Origin of the sequence: Pseudoxanthomonas sp. USHLN014, from assembly GCF_037153335.1 — a bacterium.
GTDB classification, from domain to species: domain Bacteria; phylum Pseudomonadota; class Gammaproteobacteria; order Xanthomonadales; family Xanthomonadaceae; genus Pseudoxanthomonas_A; species Pseudoxanthomonas_A winnipegensis.
Window position 1 is genome coordinate 108,355 of the sequence record NZ_JBBCKO010000008.1, and the last position, 23,913, is coordinate 132,267.

At 70.4% G+C, this 23,913-nt stretch carries 18 protein-coding genes; 14 read left to right on the forward strand and 4 right to left on the reverse strand.

What is annotated here, in order from left to right:
* Window positions 1-2 precede the first annotated feature (2 nt).
* Genes WFQ05_RS14875 through WFQ05_RS14890 form a run of 4 tightly spaced genes read right to left on the reverse strand, consistent with a single transcriptional unit; the run spans window position 3 to window position 5,028 of the window.
* Entirely contained in the window at window positions 3-1,115 is a 1,113-nt protein-coding gene (locus WFQ05_RS14875; RefSeq protein ID WP_337054381.1) for an acetamidase/formamidase family protein, read from the reverse strand.
* Entirely contained in the window at window positions 1,105-2,217 is a 1,113-nt protein-coding gene (locus WFQ05_RS14880) for an asparaginase (protein WP_337054382.1), read from the reverse strand. Before WFQ05_RS14880 ends, WFQ05_RS14875 begins: the two co-directional genes overlap by 11 nt.
* Window positions 2,218-2,236: 19 nt before the next feature.
* Window positions 2,237-3,277: a type II asparaginase gene (locus tag WFQ05_RS14885; protein ID WP_130528159.1), complete on the reverse strand. Its 1,041-nt coding sequence runs from the start codon at window positions 3,275-3,277 to the stop codon at window positions 2,237-2,239.
* 56 nt (window positions 3,278-3,333) lie between these two features.
* Window positions 3,334-5,028, reverse strand: coding sequence for a hypothetical protein (locus WFQ05_RS14890; protein WP_337054383.1), 1,695 nt, complete (start codon window positions 5,026-5,028; stop codon window positions 3,334-3,336).
* 535 nt (window positions 5,029-5,563) lie between these two features.
* On the opposite strand from WFQ05_RS14890, the gene WFQ05_RS14895 reads away from it, so the two are divergent.
* From WFQ05_RS14895 to WFQ05_RS14960, 14 genes are all read left to right on the forward strand, one after another.
* Window positions 5,564-8,314 carry a TonB-dependent receptor plug domain-containing protein gene (locus WFQ05_RS14895; protein WP_337054384.1) on the forward strand — a complete coding sequence of 917 codons (2,751 nt, stop codon included), beginning with the start codon at window positions 5,564-5,566 and terminating at the stop codon, window positions 8,312-8,314.
* 150 nt (window positions 8,315-8,464) lie between these two features.
* Window positions 8,465-10,105 (forward strand): amidase family protein, encoded by a 1,641-nt coding sequence (locus tag WFQ05_RS14900; protein WP_337054385.1) that lies wholly within the window; start codon window positions 8,465-8,467, stop codon window positions 10,103-10,105.
* Between the two features lie 31 nt (window positions 10,106-10,136).
* Window positions 10,137-11,732: an amidase family protein gene (locus WFQ05_RS14905; RefSeq protein WP_337054386.1), complete on the forward strand. Its 1,596-nt coding sequence runs from the start codon at window positions 10,137-10,139 to the stop codon at window positions 11,730-11,732.
* A gap of 46 nt (window positions 11,733-11,778) precedes the next feature.
* Window positions 11,779-13,392 (forward strand): amidase family protein, encoded by a 1,614-nt coding sequence (locus WFQ05_RS14910; RefSeq protein ID WP_337054387.1) that lies wholly within the window; start codon window positions 11,779-11,781, stop codon window positions 13,390-13,392.
* A 50-nt stretch (window positions 13,393-13,442) separates the two neighbouring features.
* The gene (locus WFQ05_RS14915; protein WP_337054388.1) at window positions 13,443-15,086 is read left to right on the forward strand and encodes an amidase family protein; all 1,644 of its coding nucleotides are present in this window, start codon (window positions 13,443-13,445) and stop codon (window positions 15,084-15,086) included.
* 91 nt (window positions 15,087-15,177) lie between these two features.
* On the forward strand, window positions 15,178-16,278 hold the full coding sequence (locus tag WFQ05_RS14920; protein ID WP_130516434.1) for a PLP-dependent cysteine synthase family protein: 1,101 nt from the start codon (window positions 15,178-15,180) through the stop codon (window positions 16,276-16,278).
* 177 nt (window positions 16,279-16,455) lie between these two features.
* Window positions 16,456-18,096, forward strand: coding sequence for a malonate decarboxylase subunit alpha (gene mdcA / locus WFQ05_RS14925; protein WP_337054389.1), 1,641 nt, complete (start codon window positions 16,456-16,458; stop codon window positions 18,094-18,096).
* 10 nt (window positions 18,097-18,106) lie between these two features.
* Window positions 18,107-18,424, forward strand: a complete 318-nt coding sequence (gene mdcC, locus WFQ05_RS14930; protein WP_130528168.1) for a malonate decarboxylase acyl carrier protein — start codon at window positions 18,107-18,109, stop codon at window positions 18,422-18,424.
* Window positions 18,421-19,329 (forward strand): biotin-independent malonate decarboxylase subunit beta, encoded by a 909-nt coding sequence (locus WFQ05_RS14935; protein WP_337054390.1) that lies wholly within the window; start codon window positions 18,421-18,423, stop codon window positions 19,327-19,329. The genes mdcC and WFQ05_RS14935 overlap by 4 nt, the downstream gene beginning before the upstream one ends.
* Window positions 19,320-20,024, forward strand: coding sequence for a biotin-independent malonate decarboxylase subunit gamma (gene mdcE / locus WFQ05_RS14940; RefSeq protein WP_337054391.1), 705 nt, complete (start codon window positions 19,320-19,322; stop codon window positions 20,022-20,024). The genes WFQ05_RS14935 and mdcE overlap by 10 nt, the downstream gene beginning before the upstream one ends.
* Complete coding sequence (mdcG, locus tag WFQ05_RS14945) at window positions 20,017-20,667, forward strand: malonate decarboxylase holo-[acyl-carrier-protein] synthase (protein ID WP_337054392.1); 651 nt, start codon at window positions 20,017-20,019, stop codon at window positions 20,665-20,667. Before mdcE ends, mdcG begins: the two co-directional genes overlap by 8 nt.
* Window positions 20,664-21,530, forward strand: a complete 867-nt coding sequence (gene mdcB / locus WFQ05_RS14950) for a triphosphoribosyl-dephospho-CoA synthase MdcB (protein WP_337054393.1) — start codon at window positions 20,664-20,666, stop codon at window positions 21,528-21,530. The genes mdcG and mdcB overlap by 4 nt, the downstream gene beginning before the upstream one ends.
* The gene (gene mdcH, locus WFQ05_RS14955) at window positions 21,527-22,453 is read left to right on the forward strand and encodes a malonate decarboxylase subunit epsilon (protein WP_337054394.1); all 927 of its coding nucleotides are present in this window, start codon (window positions 21,527-21,529) and stop codon (window positions 22,451-22,453) included. The genes mdcB and mdcH overlap by 4 nt, the downstream gene beginning before the upstream one ends.
* 68 nt (window positions 22,454-22,521) lie before the next feature.
* Window positions 22,522-23,871: an SLC13 family permease gene (locus WFQ05_RS14960; RefSeq protein WP_337054395.1), complete on the forward strand. Its 1,350-nt coding sequence runs from the start codon at window positions 22,522-22,524 to the stop codon at window positions 23,869-23,871.
* Window positions 23,872-23,913 lie beyond the last annotated feature (42 nt).

Below are 23,913 nucleotides of genomic sequence, written 5' to 3' on the forward strand. Positions count from 1 at the left end.
TGTCACTTCGGCGGGGCGTCGACGAACAGGCGCTTGGGGATCATCGCGTGGATGCCCTTGACCCCGTCCACCACCTGCGTCACCCGGAAGTCGATGCCGATACTGGCCAGGGCGAAGGCGCGCTGGAAGTCCAGGCCCTTCTCCTGCCGCAGGAAGGCGTTGGTCTGGCGGATGGCCTGTTGCATGGCCAGGTCCAGATCGGGGTCCAGTCCGAAGGCGATGTAGTGGGTCGGGGTCTCCGCGCGCGGCATGGTCAGGCCCATGCCCTTGTGCAGCACGAAGCGCAGCACCGTGGTGTTGGCGGTCTCGATGGCGGTGATGGTGACCTCGCCGTCGCCCTGCGCGGCGTGCGAGTCGCCGGTGAAGAACAGCGCGCCCGGATGGAACACCGGCAGCAGCAGCTTGCTGCCGGCGACCAGCTCCTTGCAGTCCAGGTTGCCGCCGAACGCCCCGGGCGGGCCGCTGGCCCGGTTGGCGCCTTCCTGCGCCGGTGGCAGCACGCCCATCACGCCGTTGAAGGGAGCCAGGGGCACCTCGATGCCCGGCTCGAAGCGGCCGACCTTCCGCACAAGGTCGAGCGGCACCACCTTCGCGTACGCTTCCCTGACGTCCTCCGGCAGGCCACCGCGGCCCGGCGCCATGCTGACCACGCCGTAGGGAATGCGTGGCGTCACCGACAGGATCTGCACCTCCAGCACATCGCCCGGCATCGCGCCGCGGACGGCGATCGGCCCGACCAGCAGGTGTCCGCTCGGGAAGCCGGGCTGGCGCTGCGTCTGGGCCAGCACCGCGGCCACCTCGTCGATCGCCTGCGCCTGCTCGGCATCCAGCTGCAGGCCCTGCTCGCGCAGCCACTGCTGGGGCGGCTTGTCGCCCCAGCGGTTGCCGCCGCCGCCATCGATGCGCACGGTCTGGCCGCTGTCGATGGTCAGGATCGGCGCCTTCTGCGCCGGGAAGTTGCCGATCACCGCGTTCTGCGGCGTCAGCCGCACGTGGTGGTCGTAGGCCGGGGCCTGCGCGTCGGCCGGCGCGGCCGCCGGCGTCAGGCCGCTCGCGCCGCACAGCAGCAGCCCGAGCAGCGCCAGCCCGAGCGCACGGAGCGGGTCAGTATTCATCGAAGATCCTCTTGATTTCGGCGGTGTCGCGGGTCTTGCTCAGGGCGAGCTGGAGCAGGATGCGGGCCTTCTCCGGCGTCAGGTTGTCGCCGGGGACGATGCCGGCCTCGCGCCGGCGCGGCGTGTCCTGGACGCGCCCGCCGCGGGTGCGCGCGGTGGCGACCACCACCACGCCCTTGGCCTGCGCGCGCTTGATGGCCTCGGTCTGCGAGGCGGTGGGCGAGCCGGCGCCGGTGCCGTCCACGACGATGCCCTTGGCGCCATGGGCGACCATCGCATCGATCGGGTAGCCGGGCGCGTCGCGGTAGGCATAGGCGATCTCCACCACCGGCAGTTTCGGGTAGTCACGCCCGGCGAATTCGGAGGTCACGGTGTGCCGCCGCAGCGGTTCGCGCAGGAACACCACCTTGTCCGGGTCGGCGAAGCCGATCGCGCCGACGTCGATGCCCTGGAAGGCGTTGACCCGGTAGGCGCTGCCCTTGTTGACGTCGCGCGCCGGATTGATCAGCTGATTCATCACCTGCAGCACGCCCTTGCCGCGGGCCTGGTCGCTGGCCGCCACGCGCACCGCGTCGTAGAGATTGCGCGGGCCGTCGCCCGACAGCCCGGTCCACGGCCGCTGCGAGCCGACCAGGACGATGGGCTTGTCGGTCTTCACCACCAGGTCGAGGTAGTAGGCGGTCTCGGCCATGGAGTTGGTGCCGTGGGTCAGCACGATGCCGTGGACGCTCGGATCGCGCGCCAGTGCATTCATCCGCGCGGCGATGCGGACCTGGTCGGCGTAGACCGCCTGCGGCGCGTCGGGCGGGCCGCGCTGGTCGTCCAGCACGATGTTGGCCACGTTCTTCAGCTCGGGCAGGTCGTCGAGCCAGTCCTGCGGATCCACGCGCGGCACGCCCTTGCCGCCGTAGTTGGTGATGTTCAGGCGTGGCGTGCCGCGGCTGGCGATGGTGCCGCCGTAGGACATCAGCACCACGGTGGGCAGCGCTTCTGGCGCTGCCGGCGCCGGTGGCATGGGGATGTTGCGGGGAATCTCCTGGGCGCTGGCCGCGCCCAGCAGCAGGGCCAGCGGCCAGGCCCACCACGTCTTGTCGACTGTCATGCCTTAGTGCCTCCCAGGGTCAGTATTCGTTGAAGATGCGTTGGATCTCGGCCGGATCCGTGGTCCGGGTCAGGGCCAGGCGCAGCAGGATCCGGGCCTTGTGCGGCGGCAGGTTGTCCGCGGTAATCAGCCCGTCGGCGGCCGCGCGGGCGCTGGTCATGACCCGCCCGGACCCCTTGCGGTCGCTCATCACCAGCAGCACCCCCTTGGCGCGTGCGCGCTTGCCGGCCTCGCCCACGCCCCCGGTCAGGACGATGCCCTTGGCGCCGGCCGCGACGAAGGCGTCCACGGCCGTGCCGTCGCCGTCCTGGTAGATGTAGCTGACGTCCACGCGCGGCAGTTCCTTCAGCCCGGACACGTCGAACTCCGAGCGTGCGGTGTGGCGATACAGCGGGCGGCGGTAATAGACGATGCGGTCCGAATCGGCGTAGCCGAGCGGGCCGACGTCGCGCGCCACGAAGGTGTCCACCCGATAGGTGTTGCCCTTGGTCGTGTCGCGCGCGGCGCCGATCTGGTCGTTGAGCACGATCAGCACGCCCATCGCGCGCGAGGCCGGCGCGGCGGCCACCCGCACCGCGTTGTAGAGATTGAACGGGCCATCGCGGCTGACCGCCGAGAACGGGCGCATCGCGCCGACCACCACCGTCGGCTTGTCCGAGTGGATCACCAGGCTGAGGAAGTAGGCGGTCTCCTCCAGCGTGGCGGTGCCGTGGGTGATCACCGCGCCGTCGGAATCGGGCTGGGCGAGCCAGGCGTTGACCTCCTGCGCGAGCTTGAGCAGCAGCTCGGTGTTCATCGACGGCGAGCCGACGTTGGCGACCTCGGTGTAGCTCAGGTCGGCGATGTCGTGCAGCTCGGGCAGGTCGGCGATCAGCTCCTTCGGGCCGACCTTGCCGCTGTCGTACTCCATGAGCTTCTGCCGATCCGAGCCCAGGCTCTGGATGGTGCCGCCGGTGGTGAACAGGCGGATCCGGGGCAGGGACGTGGCGGCGTGCGCCGCTGGCGAGAGCCAGGCGCCGCACAGTACGAGGATCAGGAACAGGGCGATGCGGAGCTGCATGTCATCCGGTCTCCAGAACAAGGCGCAAGGGAAGGGGCGTGTGCGGGGCGGTGTCATCAGGCGTGGCCCGGCTGCAGGGCGCGCGCCTCGGCGCGCCATTCGGAGACGACGCGACGCACGTCGTCCGCGGTCATCCGTTCGCGGCCTTCGTGGGCGGGGCTGCCGCGCAGCGCCAGGGCGTGCTCCAGCCGGTCGGCCGCATCGGTCACCGCCTGGGCGTAGGCGTGCCGCTGCGCCTGGGTGATCGGCCTCGCGTCCAGGGTGGGCAGCAGCATCTGCCGGTAGCGGGCGCGGTCGTGCAGCAGGAAGGCCAGCGCCGCCTGGCGCGAGGCGCTCGGCTGCAGGGCGGCGAGCTTCGATGCCAGCGGATACTGCGCGTCCATGGCGGCCAGGGCCTGCCGCGCCGCGCGCACGGCCCCGGCCGCGTCGCCCTGGCCGGCCAGCCACTGCGCCTGCACCATGTGCGCGGTGTAAGGCGTCATCGGCGCGCGCCAGACGCGGGCCGCGCCGATCGTCAGCAGCAGCATCGGCACACCGAAGTAGAGCGCGTGCCTGGCCAGCACGGTGCCGGGGCCGCGTGCGGCGCCGTGTGTCCACCACGAGCGCGCGCCTTCCGACGACGAGCTGACCGCCTCGCCTGCCGTCTGCAGGTTCTCCTGGTTCTGGCGGTGGCGCAGCTTCCAGATGAAGCCGTCGAAGTAGTAGTGCAGCAGGGTCGAGGTGAAGCCCAGCGCCAGCAGCAGCGTCATCCACCCGCGCGAGGCATGCTGGCCGGACAGCACGGCGCCGTAGCCCAGGCAGAGCACGGTGTAGACCAGTGCGATGGCCAGCCCGCCGCGCGCGAAGGCGCGCGCGAACACGCCGCCGCGTGCGCGTCCCGGGCGCCGGGCCAGGTTGCGGTTGTAGTGCCAGACGATGGCCAGGTACTGGGTCATGTGCACGATGCCGACCACGGCGAAGCCGACCTTGAAGCTCCAGCCCGGCGCCAGGGCCTGGATCCAAGCATTGGGCGTGTAGGCCAGATACATCACCGCGAAGAAGCTCAGGCACAGCGCGAGCTTGATCCGGCTGATCCGCCAGCCCTTGTGCCGGCAGTACACGAGGTAACCCGCATAGGCCGCGATCGACACGCCGCCCAGCGTCAGGCCCGCGCGCGCCAGCGCCTGCGGCAGCGCATCGGGCAGGGCCAGGATCAGCGGCAGGCCGGCGACCCGGTACAGGTCTTCCAGCAGGTCGGGTAGCCAGTCCCCGCACAGCAGCATGATGGCGACGAAGCAGCCGATGGACAGCACCAGATCCATGCGCGCGGCCAGCGGCGGCGGCGCGTTGCCGCCGCGGTCGTAGAGGCGGGTGAAGCCGTAGTGCTGCATCAGGAAATGCCACGGATCCCACAGCGTGAGCAGCAGGAACAGGTAGAGCACGTTCTCCACCGGATCGCCGCGGGCGTTGAGATAGGTCAGCGCCGACAGCGCGCCCAGGAACGGAATCACCGGCGCCAGCAGGAAGGTCCAGCGGTGACGGCGGAACAGCTCGACGTCGCCGTAGATGCGGATGAAGGTCGGCAGGTGATGGGCCACCGTCATCACCACATGGGTCACCAGGATCAGCGAGGTGGCCCGCGCCGCGCCCTGCCAGCCGAACAGCGCCGTGGCCAGCACCAGCACCAGCACCGGCGCGGCGACGATGAAGAGCAGGTCGCGGGATGGCCCGAGGATCCAGCTGCCCGCCGTGCGGGCCGGCAGCGCGCGCACGGACGCCGCACGCGGGCCTTTCCCGAACGATCTGGCATCGCTGTGCGCGCTCAAAGGCGTCTCCCCGGACCGATGGCCACCCGAATTCCCCGCTGTGTCGGCATGCAGTCGCTGCACGCATGAAGGAAGACGCCAACGATCCGGCGGACCCTACCTGTCATGTGCGCGCGATGCGTTGCGCAGCGTGGGCGTCGGCGTGTTGTGTCTCGAGGGGTGGGGGATGCGCCGTGGCGTGCGTCTGCAAACCTTCGCCGTCGTTCCCGCGAAAGCGCGAACCCAGTGGCTTTCGCGGCGCACGCTGAAAGCGCTGTACTCCCGCGTTCGCGGGAACGACGGCTCTTTTCGCAATCGGCGCGATCCAAGCGTCTCGCGATCTACGCAAATCACGCATCTCAAGATCATCGTGATCGACATGTGGAGATTTTTTTCTCGCGCAGGGTAGGGGGCATGCCGCAACGCAGCGTCTGACTGGATGCGCTGCCGATGCGGATCCGCTCGGCCGGCGTCATGCGCCCCCTTTCCCGGAACCTCACCCATGCATCGTCTTTCGATCAAGGCGGAACGCTGTCCGCTGCTCAAGCTCGCCGTGCGCAGTCTGTTGCTCTTGATGTTGGTGCCGACCGTGGCGCTCTCCCAGTCCGAGACCGACAAGCCGTCCTCGGAGAAGAAGGTCAACACGCTGGACTCGGTCAGCGTCACCGGCGTGGCCGGCGGTTCGCCGCTGGAGGAACGCAGCGCGTCGTCGACCGGATTCGACAAGACCCTGCTGGATACGCCGCGCACGGTGTCCTTCATCGACTCCACCCAGATCGATCTGCTCGGCATCAACAGCGTCGACGACCTGACCCGCGCGGTGCCGGGCACCTTCACCACCACCCGCTACGGCCTGCAGGGCGGCATCAACGTGCGCGGCATTCCGGCGGACATGTTCTTCCGCGGCATGAAGCGGCTCAACATGCAGGGACATACGCGCACCAATCTGTCGGCGATGGACTCGATCGAGGTGGTCAAGGGCCCGCCTTCGCCGATCTATGGCATGGGCAAGATCGGTGGCTATACCAACCTGGTGCCCAAGTCCGGCCGCGCCGCCAACGGCGCCTATCTGGAGAAGCCGGAAGGATTCGTGCAGGCCATCACCGGCAGCTTCGACCGCGCCGAGAGCTCGGCGGGCATCGGCGGGCCGATGTCGGTGGGCGAGCGCAGGGGCGGCTACTACGTCTACGGGCTGATGGAGGATTCGGACTCCTACATCGACCAGGTCACGGTCAGGCAGAAGATCCTGCAGAGCTCGATCAGCCTGGACGATGTGGCCGGCCCGTTCCGCCTGGAGATGGGCGGGCAGTTCCAGAACTCCAAGACCCAGGGCGCCTACATGAACCGGGTGAGCCAGGCCCTGATCGACAGCGGCCAGTACGTCAGCGGCATGCCGCTGGCGCAGCTGGACCTCAACGGCGACGGCGCGATCGGCCTGACCGAGCGCAACCTGGCCTCGCCGATCCGGGGCAGGGTGGGCACCAACAACCGGTCCCTGTACCAGGGCTTCACCTGGCCCAGGTGCGGGGCCAACTACTGCGATGTCGGCAACTTCCCGAAGATCGGCGGCATCCCGCAGTCGATGTACAGCTATCTGTCGTCCCGCGGCGCCAACGATCCGGTCTCGCAGCTGCTGCTGGCCCAGGGCGTCGGCGGCGTGCTGCCGACCTCGGGCTATCTGCCGATCGGCTTCGTGCTCGATCCGGCCACGACCGGCTACAGCGACGTGGACTACTTCCGCAACGGCTCCTACGAGCGGCTGCAGGATGCCGACTCCAACATGTACTACGCGGACCTGATCTACGACACGCATCCGGACTTCACGATGAAGATCCAGTCGTTCTACGACCGCCTGGACTCGTTCAAGAACTCGCAGCTGCCCTACGGCGAGAAGCAGGACGTGCGCGTGTGGGAGGAGAAGGTCACCACCACCTATCGCATTCCCGACCGCTGGCTGCCCGCCTGGCTGCGCGTCAACAGCCTGGCCTCGCTCAACTACCGCGAGACGCGCAGCAAGATCCGCTCCTCCGGCGGCGACTACGACTGGCGCCAGGACGTGATGTACGGCGATGGCATCGCCGTGCCCAACACCTTGTTCTGGAACCAGTTGGACGATGCCAGCGTGCAGACTGGCGCGCCGTCCACCACCGACCGCCAGAGCTGGTTCAACGAGATCGGCCTGGGCGTGATGTTCGACGTGGACATGTTCCAGAAGGACACCGGCTTCCTGCGCGGCACCAACCTGCTGCTGGGCGCGCGCTACGACGTCTCGCACGCCAAGGCCTGGGACTTCTACCGCTTCAACGAGAACGCGAGCTTCGCCTACTACAACCCCGACGGCAGCATCCGCTACGTCAACAGCTATCTGCCCGAGCAGTACGCCCAGGGCTGGGACGGCGGCGCCTCCTGGAGCGTCAGCCTGTCCCAACAGCTGCCCTGGGGGCTGCGGCCTTACATCACCTACGCCAAGTCCAGCGTGACGCTGGACACCTCCAACAACGGCCTCGATCGCTCGACCATCACCTCGCCGGGCGGCCATATCGGCAGCGCCGACCTGCAGGAGCAGGGCCTCAAGGCGGACCTGTTCGACGGCCGGCTGGCCTTCACCGCCTCGCATTACAAGCAGACCCGCACCGACGTCACCAGTAACGTGGACGTGACCCTGGGCGCGGAAGTCTCCAGCACCGTGACCCGGGGCTGGGAAGGCGAGATCAAGTGGATGCCGATCAACCGCTTCTACCTGTCCGGCTACGTCAACTTCCAGAAGGCCAAGTACCTGTTCAACTCGGCCACCACCTACATGCTCAGCGCCTCCCAGCTCGGCTTCAAGGACGTGGTCGACCCGACGACCGGCAAGGTGGTGTACCCGGCCGATGCCTTCCTCTACGGCGGGCGCACGATCATCACCGTGCCGAGCAGCGTGCTGGCCAACTACATGGACCGCACCGGCAATCCGGAGAGCCAGTACGGCTTCAACGCGGCCTACGACTTCGACAACGGGTTCGGCGTGGTCTTCGGCGGCACCTACTGGAGCTCGGTCTGGGCCGATCGCCTCAAGACCCTGCGGCTGCCGTCGGCCACGGTGTTCAACCTGGCCGTCACCTACAAGCTGGGCGACTGGAACCTGAAGGTGAACGGCTACAACATCTTCGACGAGCTGTATTTCCGGGCGCGCAACACCGACACCGCGCCGGGCCTGGTTTCGGTGATGCCACCGCGCCGGGTCGAGCTGACCGCCCGCTACGACTTCTGACCGCGCTCGACAGCGCGCATGGGTCAGGCCGCCCTGCGACCTGGCGACCCATGCGCCTGCCTCTCCCCGCATGCCCGCCACCGCGCCGGTGGCGCGGCTCTCCCTATCGACAGGCCACCCGTCATGACCCCGCACGCTCCGCTTCTGTCCATGAAGGCCTTGCGCGTCCGCATCGCCTTCCCGCTCATCGCCGCGCTGGGCATCGCCGCCGCGCAGGCGGAAACGCTCGACATCAAGACCGCCTCCATCGCCGATCTGCAGCAGGCCTACGGCCAGGGCTTGCGTTCGGAGCAGGTGGTCGCCGCCTACCTGGAACGGATCCGCGCCTACGACAAGCGCGGCCCGATGATCAACGCGGTGATCACCCTCAACCCGCACGCGCTGGAGGAGGCCAGGGCGCTGGATGCCGAGCGCAAGCGCGGCACCACGCGCGGCCCCCTGCACGGCGTGCCGGTGGTGCTGAAGGACAACTTCGACACCTTCGATCTGCCCACCACGGCGGGCTCGCAGCTGCTGGCAGGCTCCCTGCCGCCGGACGATGCCTTCGTGGTCAAGAAGCTGCGCGAGGCCGGCGCGGTGATCGTGGCCAAGGTCAACCTGTCCGAGTTCGCCGGCAGCGGCGGCAGCGTCAGCGGCGCGGACGATCAGGACACGGTGCGCAAGGGCTCGGTGCCCAATGGCTTCAGCTCGATGGGTGGGCAGACCCGCAACCCGCACGATCCCACCCGCGGCCCGTCAGGCTCCAGCGGCGGCACCGGCGCGTCGATCGCCGCGACGTTCGCGCAGTTCGGCCTGGGCACCGACACCGGCGGATCGGTGCGCGGCCCGTCCTCGGTCAACGGCATCGCCGGGCTGAAGCCGACCCTTGGCCTGATGAGCCGCGATGGCATCGTGCCGCTCGCGCTGTCCTACGACACCGGCGGGCCGATGGCGCGCAGCGTCTACGACGTGGCGGTGGCGCTGGGCACCATGACCGGCGTGGACCCGGCCGATCCGGCCACCGCGCCCAGCGCGGCGTACCTGAAACACGACTACACGCCCGACCTGAAGCGCGGCGCGCTCAAGGGCGCGCGCATCGGCATCGCCCGCGACTTCATGGGCCAGGACGCCGGTGTGGACGCGGTGGTCGAGCGCGCCATCGCGACGCTGAAGTCGCTGGGCGCCAGCGTGGTGGACGTGCGCTACCCGCAATACCTGCTCGCGTCCCAGGGCCCCAACTACAACCTGCTGGTCGCCTCGGAGTTCAAGGCGCAGCTCACCGATTACCTGCACACGCTCAAGCCGGGCTTTCCGCGTTCCTTCGACGAGGTCGTGGCCAAGGCCAACGATCCGGCCACCGGCTACCGCAGCCCGCAGAAGGCGTTCGCGCTCAAGTACACCGCCGGCCTGGCGCTGGACCTGGACGATCCTTCGTATCTGGCGCTGAAGCATCAGGAGATGGCGGCGATCAAGGCCGGCATCGACGCCTTGTTCGAGAAGTACCGGCTGGACGCGATCGTGTATCCCACCTCGCCCAAACCCGCCACGCGGATCGACCTGGACCCGACCACCCTGCTGGGCAAGGGGCGGCCGCGGTCGGCGACCAGCTTCGCCAACCAGACCGGCTATCCGGACCTGATCGTGCCGGCGGGCATGACCCCGGAAGGCCTGCCGGTGACGGTCTCGTTCTTCGGCCCGGCCTGGAGCGAACCGAAGCTGCTGGGCTATGGCTACGACTTCGAGCAGGCCACCCACGCCCGGCAGCTGCCGCGCTACACGCCGGCCCTGCCCAGCGACGTCATCACCTACTGATCGTCCTTCCGTCTGCCGTGGAGACCCGCGCATGAAGCCCCTGCTGACGCTGGCCCTGTCCCTGGGCCTGCTGTTCTATCCGACCGCCCGCGCCGCCGCGGCGACCTTCGACCTGGAAACGGCCAGCGTGCAGGACATCCAGGCCGCGGTCGACGCCGGCGCGCTGACCTACGAGCGGCTGGTGCAGCTGTACCAGGCGCGGATCCAGGCCTACGACAAGCAGGGGCCGGGATTGAACGCGGTGATCACCCTCAACCCACAGGCGCTGGAGACGGCGCGCGCGCTGGACCGCGAGTTCCGCCAGCAGGGCCGGCGCTCGCCGCTGCACGGCATCCCGATCCTGGCCAAGGACAACTACGACACCGCCGACATGCCGACCAGCGGCGGCAGTTTCGTGCTGGCCAAGTCGGTGCCCTACCAGGACGCGCCCACCATCCGCCAACTGCGCCAGGCCGGCGCGATCATCCTGGCCAAGGTCAACATGGACGAGTTCGCCCACGGCGGCGTCGGCTTCTCCTCGCGCCTGGGCCCGACCCGCAACCCGCACGATCCGCGGCGCATCCCGAACGGCTCCAGCGGCGGTACCGGCGCGGGCCTGGCCGCCTGGTACGCGCCGCTGGGGCTGGGCTCGGACACCGGCGGCTCCATCCGCGGCCCGTCCTTCGCCAACGGCGTGGTCGGCATCAAGCCGACCACCGGCCTGGTCTCGCGCAGCGGGATCATGCCCTGCGTGCTGAGCTTCGACACCGGCGGGCCAATGGCGCGCACGGTGTACGACGCGGCGCTGGCGCTGGGCTTCATGACCGGCGTGGACCCGAATGATCCGCTGACCAGCACCAGCGCCGGGCTGTTCTTCCACGACTACACCCGGTTCCTGGACAAGCAGTCGCTCAAGGGCGTGCGCCTGGGCGTCATCCGCGATCTGACCGGGACCGATCCGGAAGTGGACCGGGTGTTCCAGGCCAGCCTGAAGGAGCTCGAGCAGTTCGGCGCGGTGCTGGTCGACGACCTGCACTATCCGGAGATGGCGCTGGCGCGCACCGGCGTGTCCAACCCCATCCGCGCCGAGGTCAAGGACAACTACCTGGACTACCTGGGCACCCTGCGCCCGGGCTTTCCCAGGACCATCACCGAGCTGGCCGAGCAAGGCCTGAAGCTGACCGCGCCGCAGGGCGAGTTCAAGCCGCATCCGAGCGTGTTCAAGCGCTTCCTGGCGCTGGGCCAGACGCCGCCGACCACCAGCATCGGCTACACCTACGCCAAGCAGTACGGGATGAAGGCGGTGCAGGGCGCGGTGCTGTCGCTGATCCAGGAGCATCGGCTCGATGCGCTGGTCTATCCCACGCGCCCGGCGCGCCCGGAGCTGATCGATCCGAAGACCCCGGAGATCGTCGAGCGCCCGCGCTCGCCCTCGCTGACCAACATCGCCAACGTGGCCCAGTTCCCCGACGTGATCGTGCCGGCCGGGGCGACCGCCGATGGCCTACCGGTGACGATCTCCTTCCTCGGCCCGGCCTATAGCGAGCCGCGCCTGCTGGCCTACGCCTATGGCTACGAGCAGGCCACCCACCACCGCATCTCCCCGTCCACCACGCCCGCGCTGTCGGGGGAACGGTTCGAGTACTGAGCCCGTTCCGCCCGTCACCGCCGCTCGATCGCCACAGGATCCGTCCATGCAGCCCACCGCTTCCCGCGCCCACGCGCGTCATCCCCTGCTGCTGGCCGGCGCGCTGCTGCTGGCCGGCCTGGTCGGGCCGGCCTGGGCGCTGGACATCACCACCGCCACGATCCCCCAGGTCGCCGCGCAGATGCGCGATGGCACGCTCACCTCCGAACAGCTCACCGCGGCCTATCTCAAGCGCATCGAGGCCTACGACAAGCAGGGGCCGACGATCAACGCGGTGATCACGCTCAACCCGCATGCGCTGGAGCAGGCGCGCCGGCTGGATGCCGAGCGCCGCGCCGGCAAGGTGCGCGGGCCGCTGCATGGCATCCCGGTGCTGCTCAAGGACAACTTCGACACCTTCGACCTGCCCACCAGCGGCGGCTCGCAGATGCTCAAGGACTCCATCCCGCCGGACGATGCCTTCGTGGTGAGGAAGCTGCGCGAGGCCGGCGCGGTGTTCCTGGCCAAGGTCAACCTGCACGAGTTCGCCTACGGCGGCGGCGCGCCCAACGGCTACAGCTCGCTCGGCGGGCAGACCCATAACCCGCACGATCCGACGCGGGGTCCGTCCGGCTCCAGCGGCGGCACCGGCGCCGGCATCGCCGCGGCCTTCGCGCAGTTCGGCCTGGGCAGCGACACCGCCGGCTCGATCCGCAACCCGTCCTCGGCCAACGGCATCGCCGGGATCAAGCCGACCCGTGGCCTGCTCAGCCGCGACGGCATCATTCCGCTGGCGCTGTCCTTCGACACCGGCGGCCCGATGGGGCGCAACATCGAGGATGTGGCCCTGGCCCTGGGCGCGATGACCGGCGTCGATGCGGCCGACCCGGCCACGGCCGCCAGCGCCGGCCACGCGCAGACCGACTATACGCGCTTCCTGGTCAAAGGCAGCCTGAAGGGCGCGCGCATCGGCGTGATGCGCGACTTCTTCGGCCAGAGCGCCAGGACCGACTTCGTGATGGAGCAGGCGATCCTGCGGCTGCAGGCGTTGGGCGCGACCGTGGTCGATGAGGTCCGGCTGCCGGAGTTCCTGATCGAGGAGATGGGGCCGATGCACCGGATGATGATCGACGTCGAGTTCAAGGCGCAGATCGCCGATTACCTCAAGACGCTGCGGCCCGGCCTCCCGCGCACCCTGACCGAGCTGGTGGCCGAGGCGCGCGCCCCGAAGACCGCCTATACCAGCCCGTGGAAGCGCGACAGCCTGGCCAAGATGGACCAGGCGCCATCGATCGACGACCCGATCTACCAGGCGGCCCGGCAGCAGGGCCTGGCGCTGACCACCGCGGTGATCGAGGGCCTGTTCGCCCAGCACCGGCTCGATGCGATGGTCTATCCCAGCGTGCCCTCGCCGGCCGCGCAGATCGGCGAGGATCGCGCTCCCGGCGGCGGCGCGCGTCGCCTGGGCCCGGCGATGCTGGCCAACCAGACCGGCTTCCCGGATGTGATCGTGCCGGCCGGCATGACGCCCGACGGCCTGCCGGTGACGCTGTCCTTCTTCGGCCGGGCCTGGAGCGAGGGCCGGCTGCTCGGCTACGCCTACGACTTCGAGCAGTCCGCGCACGCGATCGTGCTGCCCAGGTACACGCCGTCGTTGCCCACCGATGTGGTCGGGCGTTGAACGCCGGCGTCCGCGTGCACGCCGCACCTTTTCGCCATCGAGGACTCGCCATGACGCTGCACCCCCTGCGCCGCGCGCTGCTGTGGCTCACGCTGACGCTGACCGCGCCGGCCTTCGCCGCCGCGCCGCTGGACCTGGAAACCGCCACGGTGACCCAGCTGGAGGCCGCGATGGCCGATGGCGCCTTGACCTCCGAGACCCTGGTGCGCGCCTACCTGGCGCGGATTGCGGCCTACGACAAGCAGGGCCCGACCATCAACGCGGTGATCGCGCTGAACCCCAAGGCACTGCGCGAGGCGCGACGGCTGGACCGCGAGCGCAAGGCAGGCCATCTGCGCGGCCCGCTGCACGGCATCCCGGTGGTGCTGAAGGACAACATCGACACCTTCGACCTGCCGACCACCGCCGGCTCGTCGCTGCTGGCCGGCAGCCTGCCGCCGGACGATGCCTTCATCGTCAAGCGCCTGCGCGCGGCCGGCGCGATCGTGCTGGCCAAGGTCAACCTCAGCGAATTCGCCGCCGGCGGTGGCAGCGTCGGCGGGTCGCGGGACCCGGCGGTGCTCAAGGCCGGCGCGGTGCCCAACGGCTACAGCAGCCTGGGCGGGCGGACGCGCAATCCGCATGCGCTGGACCACGGCCCGTCCGGCTCCAGCGGCGGCACGGGCGCGGCCATCGCGGCGGCGTTCGCGCAGTTCGGCCTGGGCACCGACACGCGCAGCTCGGTGCGCGGGCCTTCCTCGGTCAACGGCATCGTCGGCTTGAAGCCGACCAACGGCCTGCTCTCGCGCGACGGCATCGTGCCGTTGGCGCTGTCGCTGGATACCGCCGGGCCGATGGCGCGCAGCGTGGCCGACATCGCCGTCGCGCTGAACGTCATGGCCGGGGTCGATCCGGACGATGCGATGACCTCGCGCAGCCAGGGCCGCGTGGAGCGCGACTATGCCGCTTCCCTCCGCCAGGGCGCGCTCAAGGGCGCGCGCATCGGCATCGCGCGCGACTTCGGCGGCCGCGACGCCGGCGTCGATGCGGTGTTCGAGCAGGCCGTGCAGGCGCTGCGCGGCCTGGGAGCCGAGACGGTGGACTTCCACTATCCGCGCTATCTGCTGGACGCCAAGGACGATCTCTACTTCACCATCACCCAGTCCGAGTTCAAGGCGCAGATCGCCGACTACCTGAAGACCACCGCGCCGCGCTATCCCAAGACCCTCGACGATCTCGCGCGCCTGGCCAGCGACCCCAGGACCGGTTACCCCAGTCCGCAGAAGGCCTACGGATTCCGCTACACCAATGCGGTCGCACTGGCGCTGGACGATCCGGTCTATCTGACCGCCAGGCAGCAGGGCATGGCGCTGGTGAAGGCGAGCCTCGATGCGATGCTGGAGAAATATCGGCTCGACGCCATCGTCTATCTCAGCGTGCCCACCGCGGCCTCGCCGATCCAGCCGCCGGCCAACCCGCAGCCGGTGAAGCCGGGAGACACCGCCTTCGACCTGGCCAACCTGTCCGGCTATCCCGACCTGGTGGTGCCGGCGGGGATGACGCCGAACGGGCTGCCGGTGAGCGTCTCCTTTCTCGGGCCGGCCTTCAGCGAGGCGCGGCTGCTCGGCTACGGCTACGACTTCGAACAGGCCACCCGGGCACGCCGCCTGCCCAGGTACACGCCGATGCTGGCCTCCGACATCGTGGTGCCGTGATTCGCGTTGCGGCGGGCGGCGTGCGTCGCGCTTAGGCGTGGGGGAACACAGGGGCTAGAATGGATCGCCTTCTTTCCCGTACTCCGCGCCCATGTCGCAGCGTGACTGGGTGGCTGCCGCCATCCACAAGATCGAGGCCGACTTCAACCGCTCGGCCGACACCCATCTGATCCCGCTGGAGCTGCCTGGCTACCCTGGCATCGACCTGTACCTGAAGGACGAGTCCAGCCATCCCACCGGCAGCCTCAAGCACCGGCTGGCGCGCTCGCTGTTCCTGTACGCGCTGGCCAACGGCTGGCTGCGCGAGGGCGCGCCGGTGATCGAGGCCTCCAGCGGTTCGACCGCGGTGTCCGAGGCCTACTTCGCGCGCCTGCTGGGCCTGCCCTTCATCGCGGTGATGCCGGCCAGCACCTCGCCGGAGAAGATCGCCGCGATCACCTTCTACGGCGGCCAGTGCCATCTGGTCGAGCAGGCCGGGGCGATCAATGCCGAGTCCGAGCGCCTGGCGCGCGAGCACGGCGGTCACTTCATGGACCAGTTCACCTACGCCGAGCGCGCGACCGACTGGCGGGCGAACAACAACATCGCCGAGTCGATCTTCAAGCAGATGGCGGCCGAGCCGCATCCGATCCCGGAATGGATCGTGTGCAGCCCCGGCACCGGCGGCACCGGCGCCACGCTGGGCCGCTACGTGCGCTACCGCCGGCATGCCACGCGCATCCTGTGCGTGGATCCGGAGCACTCGGTGTTCTTCGACTACTACCGCGATGCGCTGGGCGGGGCGGGCGATCCGGCGCGCCTGCACCACTGCGGCTCGCGCATCGAAGGCATCGGCCGGCCGCGGGTGGAGCCGAGCTTCGTGCCGGCCTGCATCGATGCGATGGTCAAGGTGCCCGATGCCCTGAGCCTGGCGGCGATGCGCTGGGCCAGCGCGACCCTGGGCAGGCGCGTGGGCGGCTCCACCGGCACTAACCTGGTCGGCGTGCTGCACGCCGCCCACGCGATGTGCCGGGCCGGGCGACGCGGCTCGATCGTCACCATCCTGTGCGATGCCGGCGACCGCTACGCGCACAGCTACTACGACCCGGCCTGGTACGCGCGCTGCGGCATCGACACCGCCGACAGCGATGCGGCCATTGCCGCAGCCGTGGCCGGCGGCGCGCTGCCGGCCCTGGCCACGGCCGCGGGCTGAGCGGGCGGGTCGACGGCGGCAGGGCCGCACGACAGTCGGCCCGGGCCCAGGCAAGTCCTTGCAATAAAACGTGTTGCGGCAGCGCTGGCTGAGATTTTGGCCAGCTGCTGCGGCGCCGCATGCAGGCCGGGCGCAGAATGATTACTCTGTAATTACAGAGTAATTCCTGGTGACGCGATGGCGGACTGGAACACCTTGAGCACCGACCGGAGCCAGCGCCTGCAGGCCGCGGCCAAGCTGGCCAGGGGCCGCCTGGTGCGCAGCCAGGACGTGGTGCCCCTGCTGGAGGCCGTGCTGCGGCCCGGCGACCGGGTCTGCCTGGAAGGCAACAACCAGAAGCAGGCCGACTTCCTGGCCGAGTGCCTGACCCGGGTCGATCCGGCGCGCGTGCACGACCTGCACATGGTGCAGTCGGTGCTGTCGCTGCCCTCCCACCTGGACGTGTTCGAGAAGGGCATCGCCAGGAAGCTGGACTTCTCCTTCTCCGGTCCGCAGTCGGTGCGCCTGGCGCGGCTGCTGGGCGAGGGCCGGCTGGAACTCGGCGCGATCCACACCTACCTGGAACTGTTCGGCCGCTACTTCATCGATCTGACCCCGCGCGTGGCGCTGATCGCCGCGCATGCGGCCGATCGCCACGGCAATCTCTACACCGGCCCGAACACCGAGGACACCCCCGCGATCGTGGAGGCCACCGCCTTCGGCGGCGGCATCGTCATCGCCCAGGTCAACCAGATACTCGACACGCTGCCGCGCGTGGACATCCCGGCCGACTGGGTGAACTTCGTCACCCACGCGCCGAAGCCGAACTACATCGAGCCGCTGTTCACCCGCGACCCGGCCCAGATCAGCGAGGTGCAGGTGCTGATGGCGATGATGGCCATCAAGGGCATCTACGCCGAGTACGGCGTCAACCGCCTCAACCACGGCATCGGCTTCGACACCGCGGCGATCGAACTGCTGCTGCCGACCTACGCCGAATCGCTGGGGCTGAAGGGCAGGATCTGCCAGCACTGGGCGCTCAACCCGCATCCGGCGCTGATCCCGGCGATCGAGTCGGGCTTCGTCAAGTCGGTGCACTCCTTCGGCTCGGAGCTGGGCATGGAGGACTACATCGCCGCGCGCCCGGACGTGTTCTTCGTCGGCGCGGACGGCTCGATGCGCTCCAATCGCGCGTTCTCGCAGACCGCCGGGCTGTATGCCTGCGACATGTTCATCGGCTCGACCCTGCAGATCGACCTGGCCGGCAACAGCTCGACCGCCACGCGCGACCGCATCGCCGGGTTCGGCGGCGCGCCCAACATGGGCTCGGACGCGCGCGGCCGGCGCCACGCCAGCCCGGCCTGGCTCAAGGCCGGGCGCGAAGCAGCCAGGCCCGGCGAGATGCCGCGCGGGCGCAAGCTGGTGGTGCAGATGGTGGAGACCTTCCGCGAGCACATGGCCCCGGCGTTCGTCGACAGGCTCGATGCCTGGGAGCTGGCCGAGCGCGCCGGACTGGACCTGCCGCCGGTGATGATCTACGGCGACGACGTCAGCCATGTGCTGACCGAGGAAGGCATCGCCAACCTGCTGCTGTGCCGCACGCCGGAGGAGCGCGAACAGGCGATCCGCGGCGTGGCCGGCTACACCGCGGTCGGTCTGGGCCGCGACCGGCGCATGGTCGAGAACCTGCGCGACCGCGGCGTGATCAGACGTCCCGACGACCTGGGCATCCGCTCGCGCAATGCCACGCGCGACCTGCTGGCCGCGCGCACGGTCAAGGATCTGGTGCGCTGGTCGGGCGGCCTGTACGACCCGCCCAAGCGCTTCCGCAACTGGTAAGGGGCACGCCATGGAAACCCTGCGCTACCGCTACGACGGACGCATCGCGCCCACCGGCACACGCGACCATGTGCTGGTCGGCGTGGTCGCCTCGGGCAATCTGGAAGTCATGATCGAGCCGGCCGCGCTGGAGGGCGCGATGGAGATCGAGATCGTCACCGCCGCGCGCGGCTTCGGCGAGATCTGGCAGGCCGTGCTGGACGACTTCGCCGCGCGGCATCCGCTCAAGGATGTGCGCATCTGGATCAACGATGTCGGCGCGACGCCGGCGGTGGTCAGCCTGCGCCTGGACCAGGCGGTGGAGACGCTGCAGGAGCCGGCCGCATGAGCACCGCGCGCAGCTTCTACGAGGCCGACGCGCGCGAGCGCATCGCCGGCTTGCTTGACCCGGGCACGTTCGGCGAGTTCCTCGGCCCGCGCCGGCGGATCACCAGCCCGCACCTGGCGCAGCTGGATCAGCCGGGCGAGTTCGACGACGGCATCGTCGTGGGCGAGGGGATGTTGCAGGGACGCCGGGTGCTGATCGCCGCGCAGCAGGGCCAATTCATGGGCGGCGGCGTGGGCGAGGTGCATGGCGCCAAGCTGGTCGGGCTGCTGGAGCGCGCGCAGCGGGTCGGGCCCGCGGCGGTGCTGCTGTTGCTCGACACCGGCGGCGTGCGCCTGCACGAGGCCAACGCCGGGCTGATCGCGATCTCGGAGATCATGCGCGCCACCTTGGCCACGCGCGCCGCCGGCGTGCCGGTGCTGGCGCTGATCGGCAGCGGCAACGGCGCCTTCGGCGGCATGGGCATCGTCGCGCGCTGCTGCAGCGCCGTGCTGATGTCCGAGGAGGGGCGGCTGTCGCTGTCGGGTCCGGAGGTGATCGAGACGGTGCGCGGCGTCGAGGAATTCGATGCGCGCGACCGCGCCCTGGTGTGGCGGGTCACCGGTGGCAAGCATCGCGTGCTGCTGGGCGAGGCGGCGCAGCTGGTCGCCGACCGCATCGACGCGTTCGGGCAGGCCACGCTCGAGGTGCTGGATCGGCTGCGTCCGGCCGACGATGACGCGCAGCTGCTGCAGGCCCTGGAGGGCGAGCACGCGCGCCTGGCGCAGCGCATCGAGGCGTTCGGCGATTGTCGCGATGGGCTGCAGGTCTGGGAGGCGCTGGGCGTCGCGCAGCCGCAGGCCTTGCCGCTGCTGGACACCGCCGCCTTCCTGGAGGCCACGCGCGGCCGGAGAATGCCATGGTACTGAGCGAACTGCTGGACCGGCTGTTCCCGCTGGGACACCGCATCGACCAGCGCGACGACGTGCTGACCGGCACGGCGAGCACCGCGCTCGGCGAGGTCACCGTCATCGGCACCGCCAACCGGCTCGAGGTCGGCGTCGACCATGCCCTGGCCCTGGCCGCCACCGTCATCGCCAGCACCCAGGCGCACCCGCAGCGGCCGATCGTGATGCTGGTCGACACCGCCGGCCAACGGCTGTCGCGCCGCGATGAACTGCTGGGCATCAACGGCTACTTCGCCCACCTGGCCAAAGCGTTGGACCTGGCGCGCCGCCGCGGCGCGGCGCTGGTGTCGCTGGTCTATGGCGAGTCGGTGAGCGGCGGCTTCCTGTCCTTCGGCCTGATGGCCGATGCGGTCTACGCCCTGCCCGAGGCGCAGGTGCGGGTGATGGACCTGCGCGCGATGGCGCGCGTGACCAAGCAGCCGCTGGAGAAGCTGCAGGCGCTGTCGCAGAGCTCGCCGGTGTTCGCGCCGGGCGTGGAGAACTACGTGGCGATGGGCGCGGTGCGTGCGATCTGGCGCGGCGATCTGGCCCAGGCCCTGGTCGATGCGCTCCAGGCGCCGCGCGAGGGCGATACCCGGCGCGCGCTGGGCGCGCAACGGGGCGGGCGCACGCTGGCGGCGGACGTGTCGGCGATGGTGGCCGCCGGCGATGCCTGAGCCGCTGCGCCGCCACACGCTGGTCTGGCTGCCGCCGCAGGCCGCGCACGCGGTCGCGCCGGCGCAGGCCGCGCGCGTGCGTGCCTGGTTCGAACAAGGCCATCCGGCCATCGTGGCGCGACGCCCGGCGGCGACGCCGGCCGATCCACTGCACCTGGGCGTGCCGCTGCCGCCGGCCGAAGGCAAGCAACGGCTGGCCGTGCGCGCCGCGGCCGCCGAAGTTCTGCGCATCGCACCGCCGCCGACCTTGGAGCAAAGCATCGCCAGCGCGCCTGCGGCATGGCGACCGGCGCTAGTGGCGCTGGCGCATCGGGCGCACGCGCTCGACCTGGTGCCACGCGTGTTCGGCGCCTTCTGCTGGCAGACGCTGACCGGCCTGGCGTACGTGCACGAGACGTCGGATCTGGATCTGCTGTGGGAGATCGATTCCGCCGCGCAGGCCGATGCCATCGTCGGCCTGTTGGACGAGTGGGAGCGGCGCCATCGCCATCGTGCCGATGGCGAGCTGCGCCTGCCCGACGGGCGCGCGGTGAGCTGGCGCGAATATGCCGGCGGCGCGACGCGGATGCTGGTCAAGACCGAGGATGATGCGCGCCTGGTCGCACGCGCGACCCTGTTTGGGGTGCAGCAGGTGGCCGCTTGAGCGCGCACGAGCCGCAGCCTGCCTGCGTGTCGCGTCCGCAGGACCGCGCCGAGGCGGCGCGCCTGGGCCGGCTCGCCATCGCCAGCCTGCATGCCGAACTGGCGCTGGCGCCCAAGCCCGGCCTGGTGACCCCGCGCGATGCCGGCAGCCATGCCGACATGGATGCGCGCACCTTCTGGCGCAGCCTGGCCGCGCTGCGCGGCTACTTCGAAGCGGTCGCGCAGGCGGGGCTGGCGCAGGTGCCGTTCGATGCGCTGCGCCGCCTTGGCCTGCAGGCCGAGGACGCGATGCTGCGCGCCACCGACGGCATCAACACCCATCGCGGTGCGATCTTCAGCCTGGGCCTGCTGACCGCGGCGGCGGCGCGGCTGCGGCGCATCGAGCGCGGACCCGTTGCCGCCGAGGCGGTCTGCCACGCGGTCAGCGACTGGCGTGCCGCACTCGAGACCGCACCGCTCGACCCCGACAGCCCCGGCCAGCGCATGCGGCGCGCCCACCGCGTCGCGGGCGTGCGCGAACAGGCCGCGGAGGGTTTCCCGCTGCTGCGCGAGGCCGCGCTGCCGGCGCTGCGGACCGCGCAGCAGGCCGGGCACGCGCCCACGGCCGTGCAGGCGCACGTGCTGATGACGCTGGTGGCGCGGGTCGACGACCTGAACCTGCTGCACCGCGGCGGCGCCGAAGGGCTGCGCTTCGCGCAACGTCAGGCGCGCGCCTTCCTCGCCCGCGGCAGCGTGTGGCAGCCCGACTGGGAGGCGCAGCTGGGGACGGTGGGCGAGGCCTTCGTCGCGCGCCGCCTGAGCCCCGGCGGCAGCGCCGATCTGCTCGCCTGCACCGTATTCCTCGACCGGCAGGCGCGCGCATGAGCCTGGCGCTGCTGTGTCCGGGGCAGGGCGGCCAGCATCCGGCGATGTTCGCGCGGGTGCAGGGCGATGCGGCCGCCGAACCCATCCTCCGCTACGCAGCCGACTTATTGCAGGAAGCGCCCGAGGCGCTGGCCGCCGGGCAGGCGCGCTTCGACAACGCGATCGCCCAGCCGCTGGTGTGCGCGGCCACGCTGGCGACCTGGGCGGCGCTGCGCGCGCGCCTGCCGTCGCCGGGGCTGGTGCTCGGCTACAGCGTGGGCGAGCTGGCCGCCCATGGCGTGGCCGGCAGCGTGACGCCGCAGGTGTGCCTGTCTCTGTCGCGGGCGCGTGCGGCCTGCATGGATGCGGCCAGTCCCGCCGACGGCGGACTGCTGGCGGTGATCGGCCTGTCGCGCCGGCGCATCGAGCGCCTGTGCGAGGCCTGCGCGGTCGCGGTGGCGATCGTCAACGGTGAGGATCACTTCGTGCTGGGTGGTCGTGAGGCGGGCCTGCAGGCCGCCCAGCGCGAGGCCGAAGCTCTCGGCGCGCGCACGCTGCGCTTGCCGGTACACGTGCCCGCGCACACGCCGTGGCTGGCGCAGGCGGCCGATGCGTTCGCCAGGACGCTGCAGGACGCTGCCGTGCGGGTGCCCGCTCTGGACGTGCTGGCCGGCATCGATGGCCATCGCATCGTCTCGCGCGAGGACGTCATCCGCAGCCTGTCGCGCCAGCTCGCCCAGCCGGTGGACTGGCACGGGGTGATGGCGCAGGCGATCGAGCGCGGCGCCCGCGTGCTGCTGGAGATCGGTCCGGGCAGCGCCCTGGCGCGGATGGCGCGCCAGGCGTATCCGGACTGCGAGGCGCGCGCGGTGGAGGAATTCCAGACGCTGGAGGGCGTCGTGGACTGGGTCGTCAGCGCCCTGGAGCGCCAGGCGATGCACTGAAGCAGGACCCTTGGGTGGCGGGCCGCCACTCGACGCAGTCGCGATATCACGTGTCTTAGGGAGGGCGCATGAGTCCGCAAATCATCACGATCATCGGCTTGGTGATCATGTTCGTCGTGGCCACGGCGCTGCCCATCAACATGGGCGCGGTGGCCTTCGCCCTGGCCTTCATCGTCGGGGGGATCTGGCTGGGCATGGATGCCAAGGCGGTGCTGGGCGGTTTCCCCGGCGACCTGTTCCTGACCCTGGTCGGGATCACCTACCTGTTCGCCATCGCGCAGAAGAACGGCACCATCGACCTGCTGATCCACTGGGCGGTCAAGGCGGTGCGCGGCAAGCTGGTGGCGATCCCGTGGGTGATGTTCATGGTCACCGCGCTGCTGACCGCCTTCGGCGCGCTGGGGCCGGCGGCGGTGGCGATCATCGGCCCGGTCGCGCTGCGCTTCGCCAAGCAGTACCGGATCAATCCGCTGCTGATGGGCCTGCTGGTCATCCACGGCGCGCAGGCCGGCGGCTTCTCGCCGATCAGCGTCTATGGCGGCATTACCAACAAGGTGGTGGAGAAGGCCGGCCTCCCGGTCAGCGAGATGTCGGTGTTCCTGACCAGCCTGGGCTTCAACCTGGCCATGGCGATCATCTGCTTCTTCGCGTTCGGCGGCCTGGCCTTGCTCAAGCGCCACGAGCCTTCGCGGGCCGAGTCCGAAGCCGTGCCCGTCAACGAGGCCTCGCCGCGCAGCTTCGCCATCGAGGGCCATGGCGCGCTGGTGACCCCGGGCGGGGGCACCTTGTCGATCAATCCGGTCGCGCTGGAGGCCGTGTCGATCAAGCGCGACCATGTGTTCACCCTGATCGGCCTGGTCGGCCTGGGCGTGGCCTCGCTGATCTACAGCCTCAACGTCGGCCTGGTGTCGATGACCGTGGCGGTGCTGCTGGCGCTGCTCTCGCCCAACGCGCAGAAGGGCGCGGTGGAGAGCATCAGCTGGTCCACCGTGCTGCTGATCGCCGGCGTGGTCACCTACATCGAGGTGCTGCAGAAGGCGGGCGCGGTCGACTTCATCGGCAACGGCGTGTCGCATATCGGCATTCCGCTGCTGGGCGCGCTGCTGGTGTGCTACGTCGGCGGCATCGTGTCGGCGTTCGCCTCCTCGGCGGCGGTGCTGGGCGCGACCATTCCGCTGGCGGTGCCGTTCCTGCTGCAGGGGCATCTGGCCCCGGCCGGCGTGATCTGCGCGCTGGCCGTGTCCTCGACCATCGTCGACGTCAGTCCGTTCTCGACCAATGGCGCGCTGGTGGTGGCCTCGGCCGCGCCGGACGAACGCGAGAAGCTGTTCCGCCGCTTCCTGGTCTACAGCGGCCTGGTGGTCGCGCTGGGCCCGCTTTCCGCGTGGCTGGTGTTCGTGGTGCCGGGTTGGCTGTGATGGCGCCACCCGGTAGAGCGGAGCTTGCTCCGCTGGGGCCTT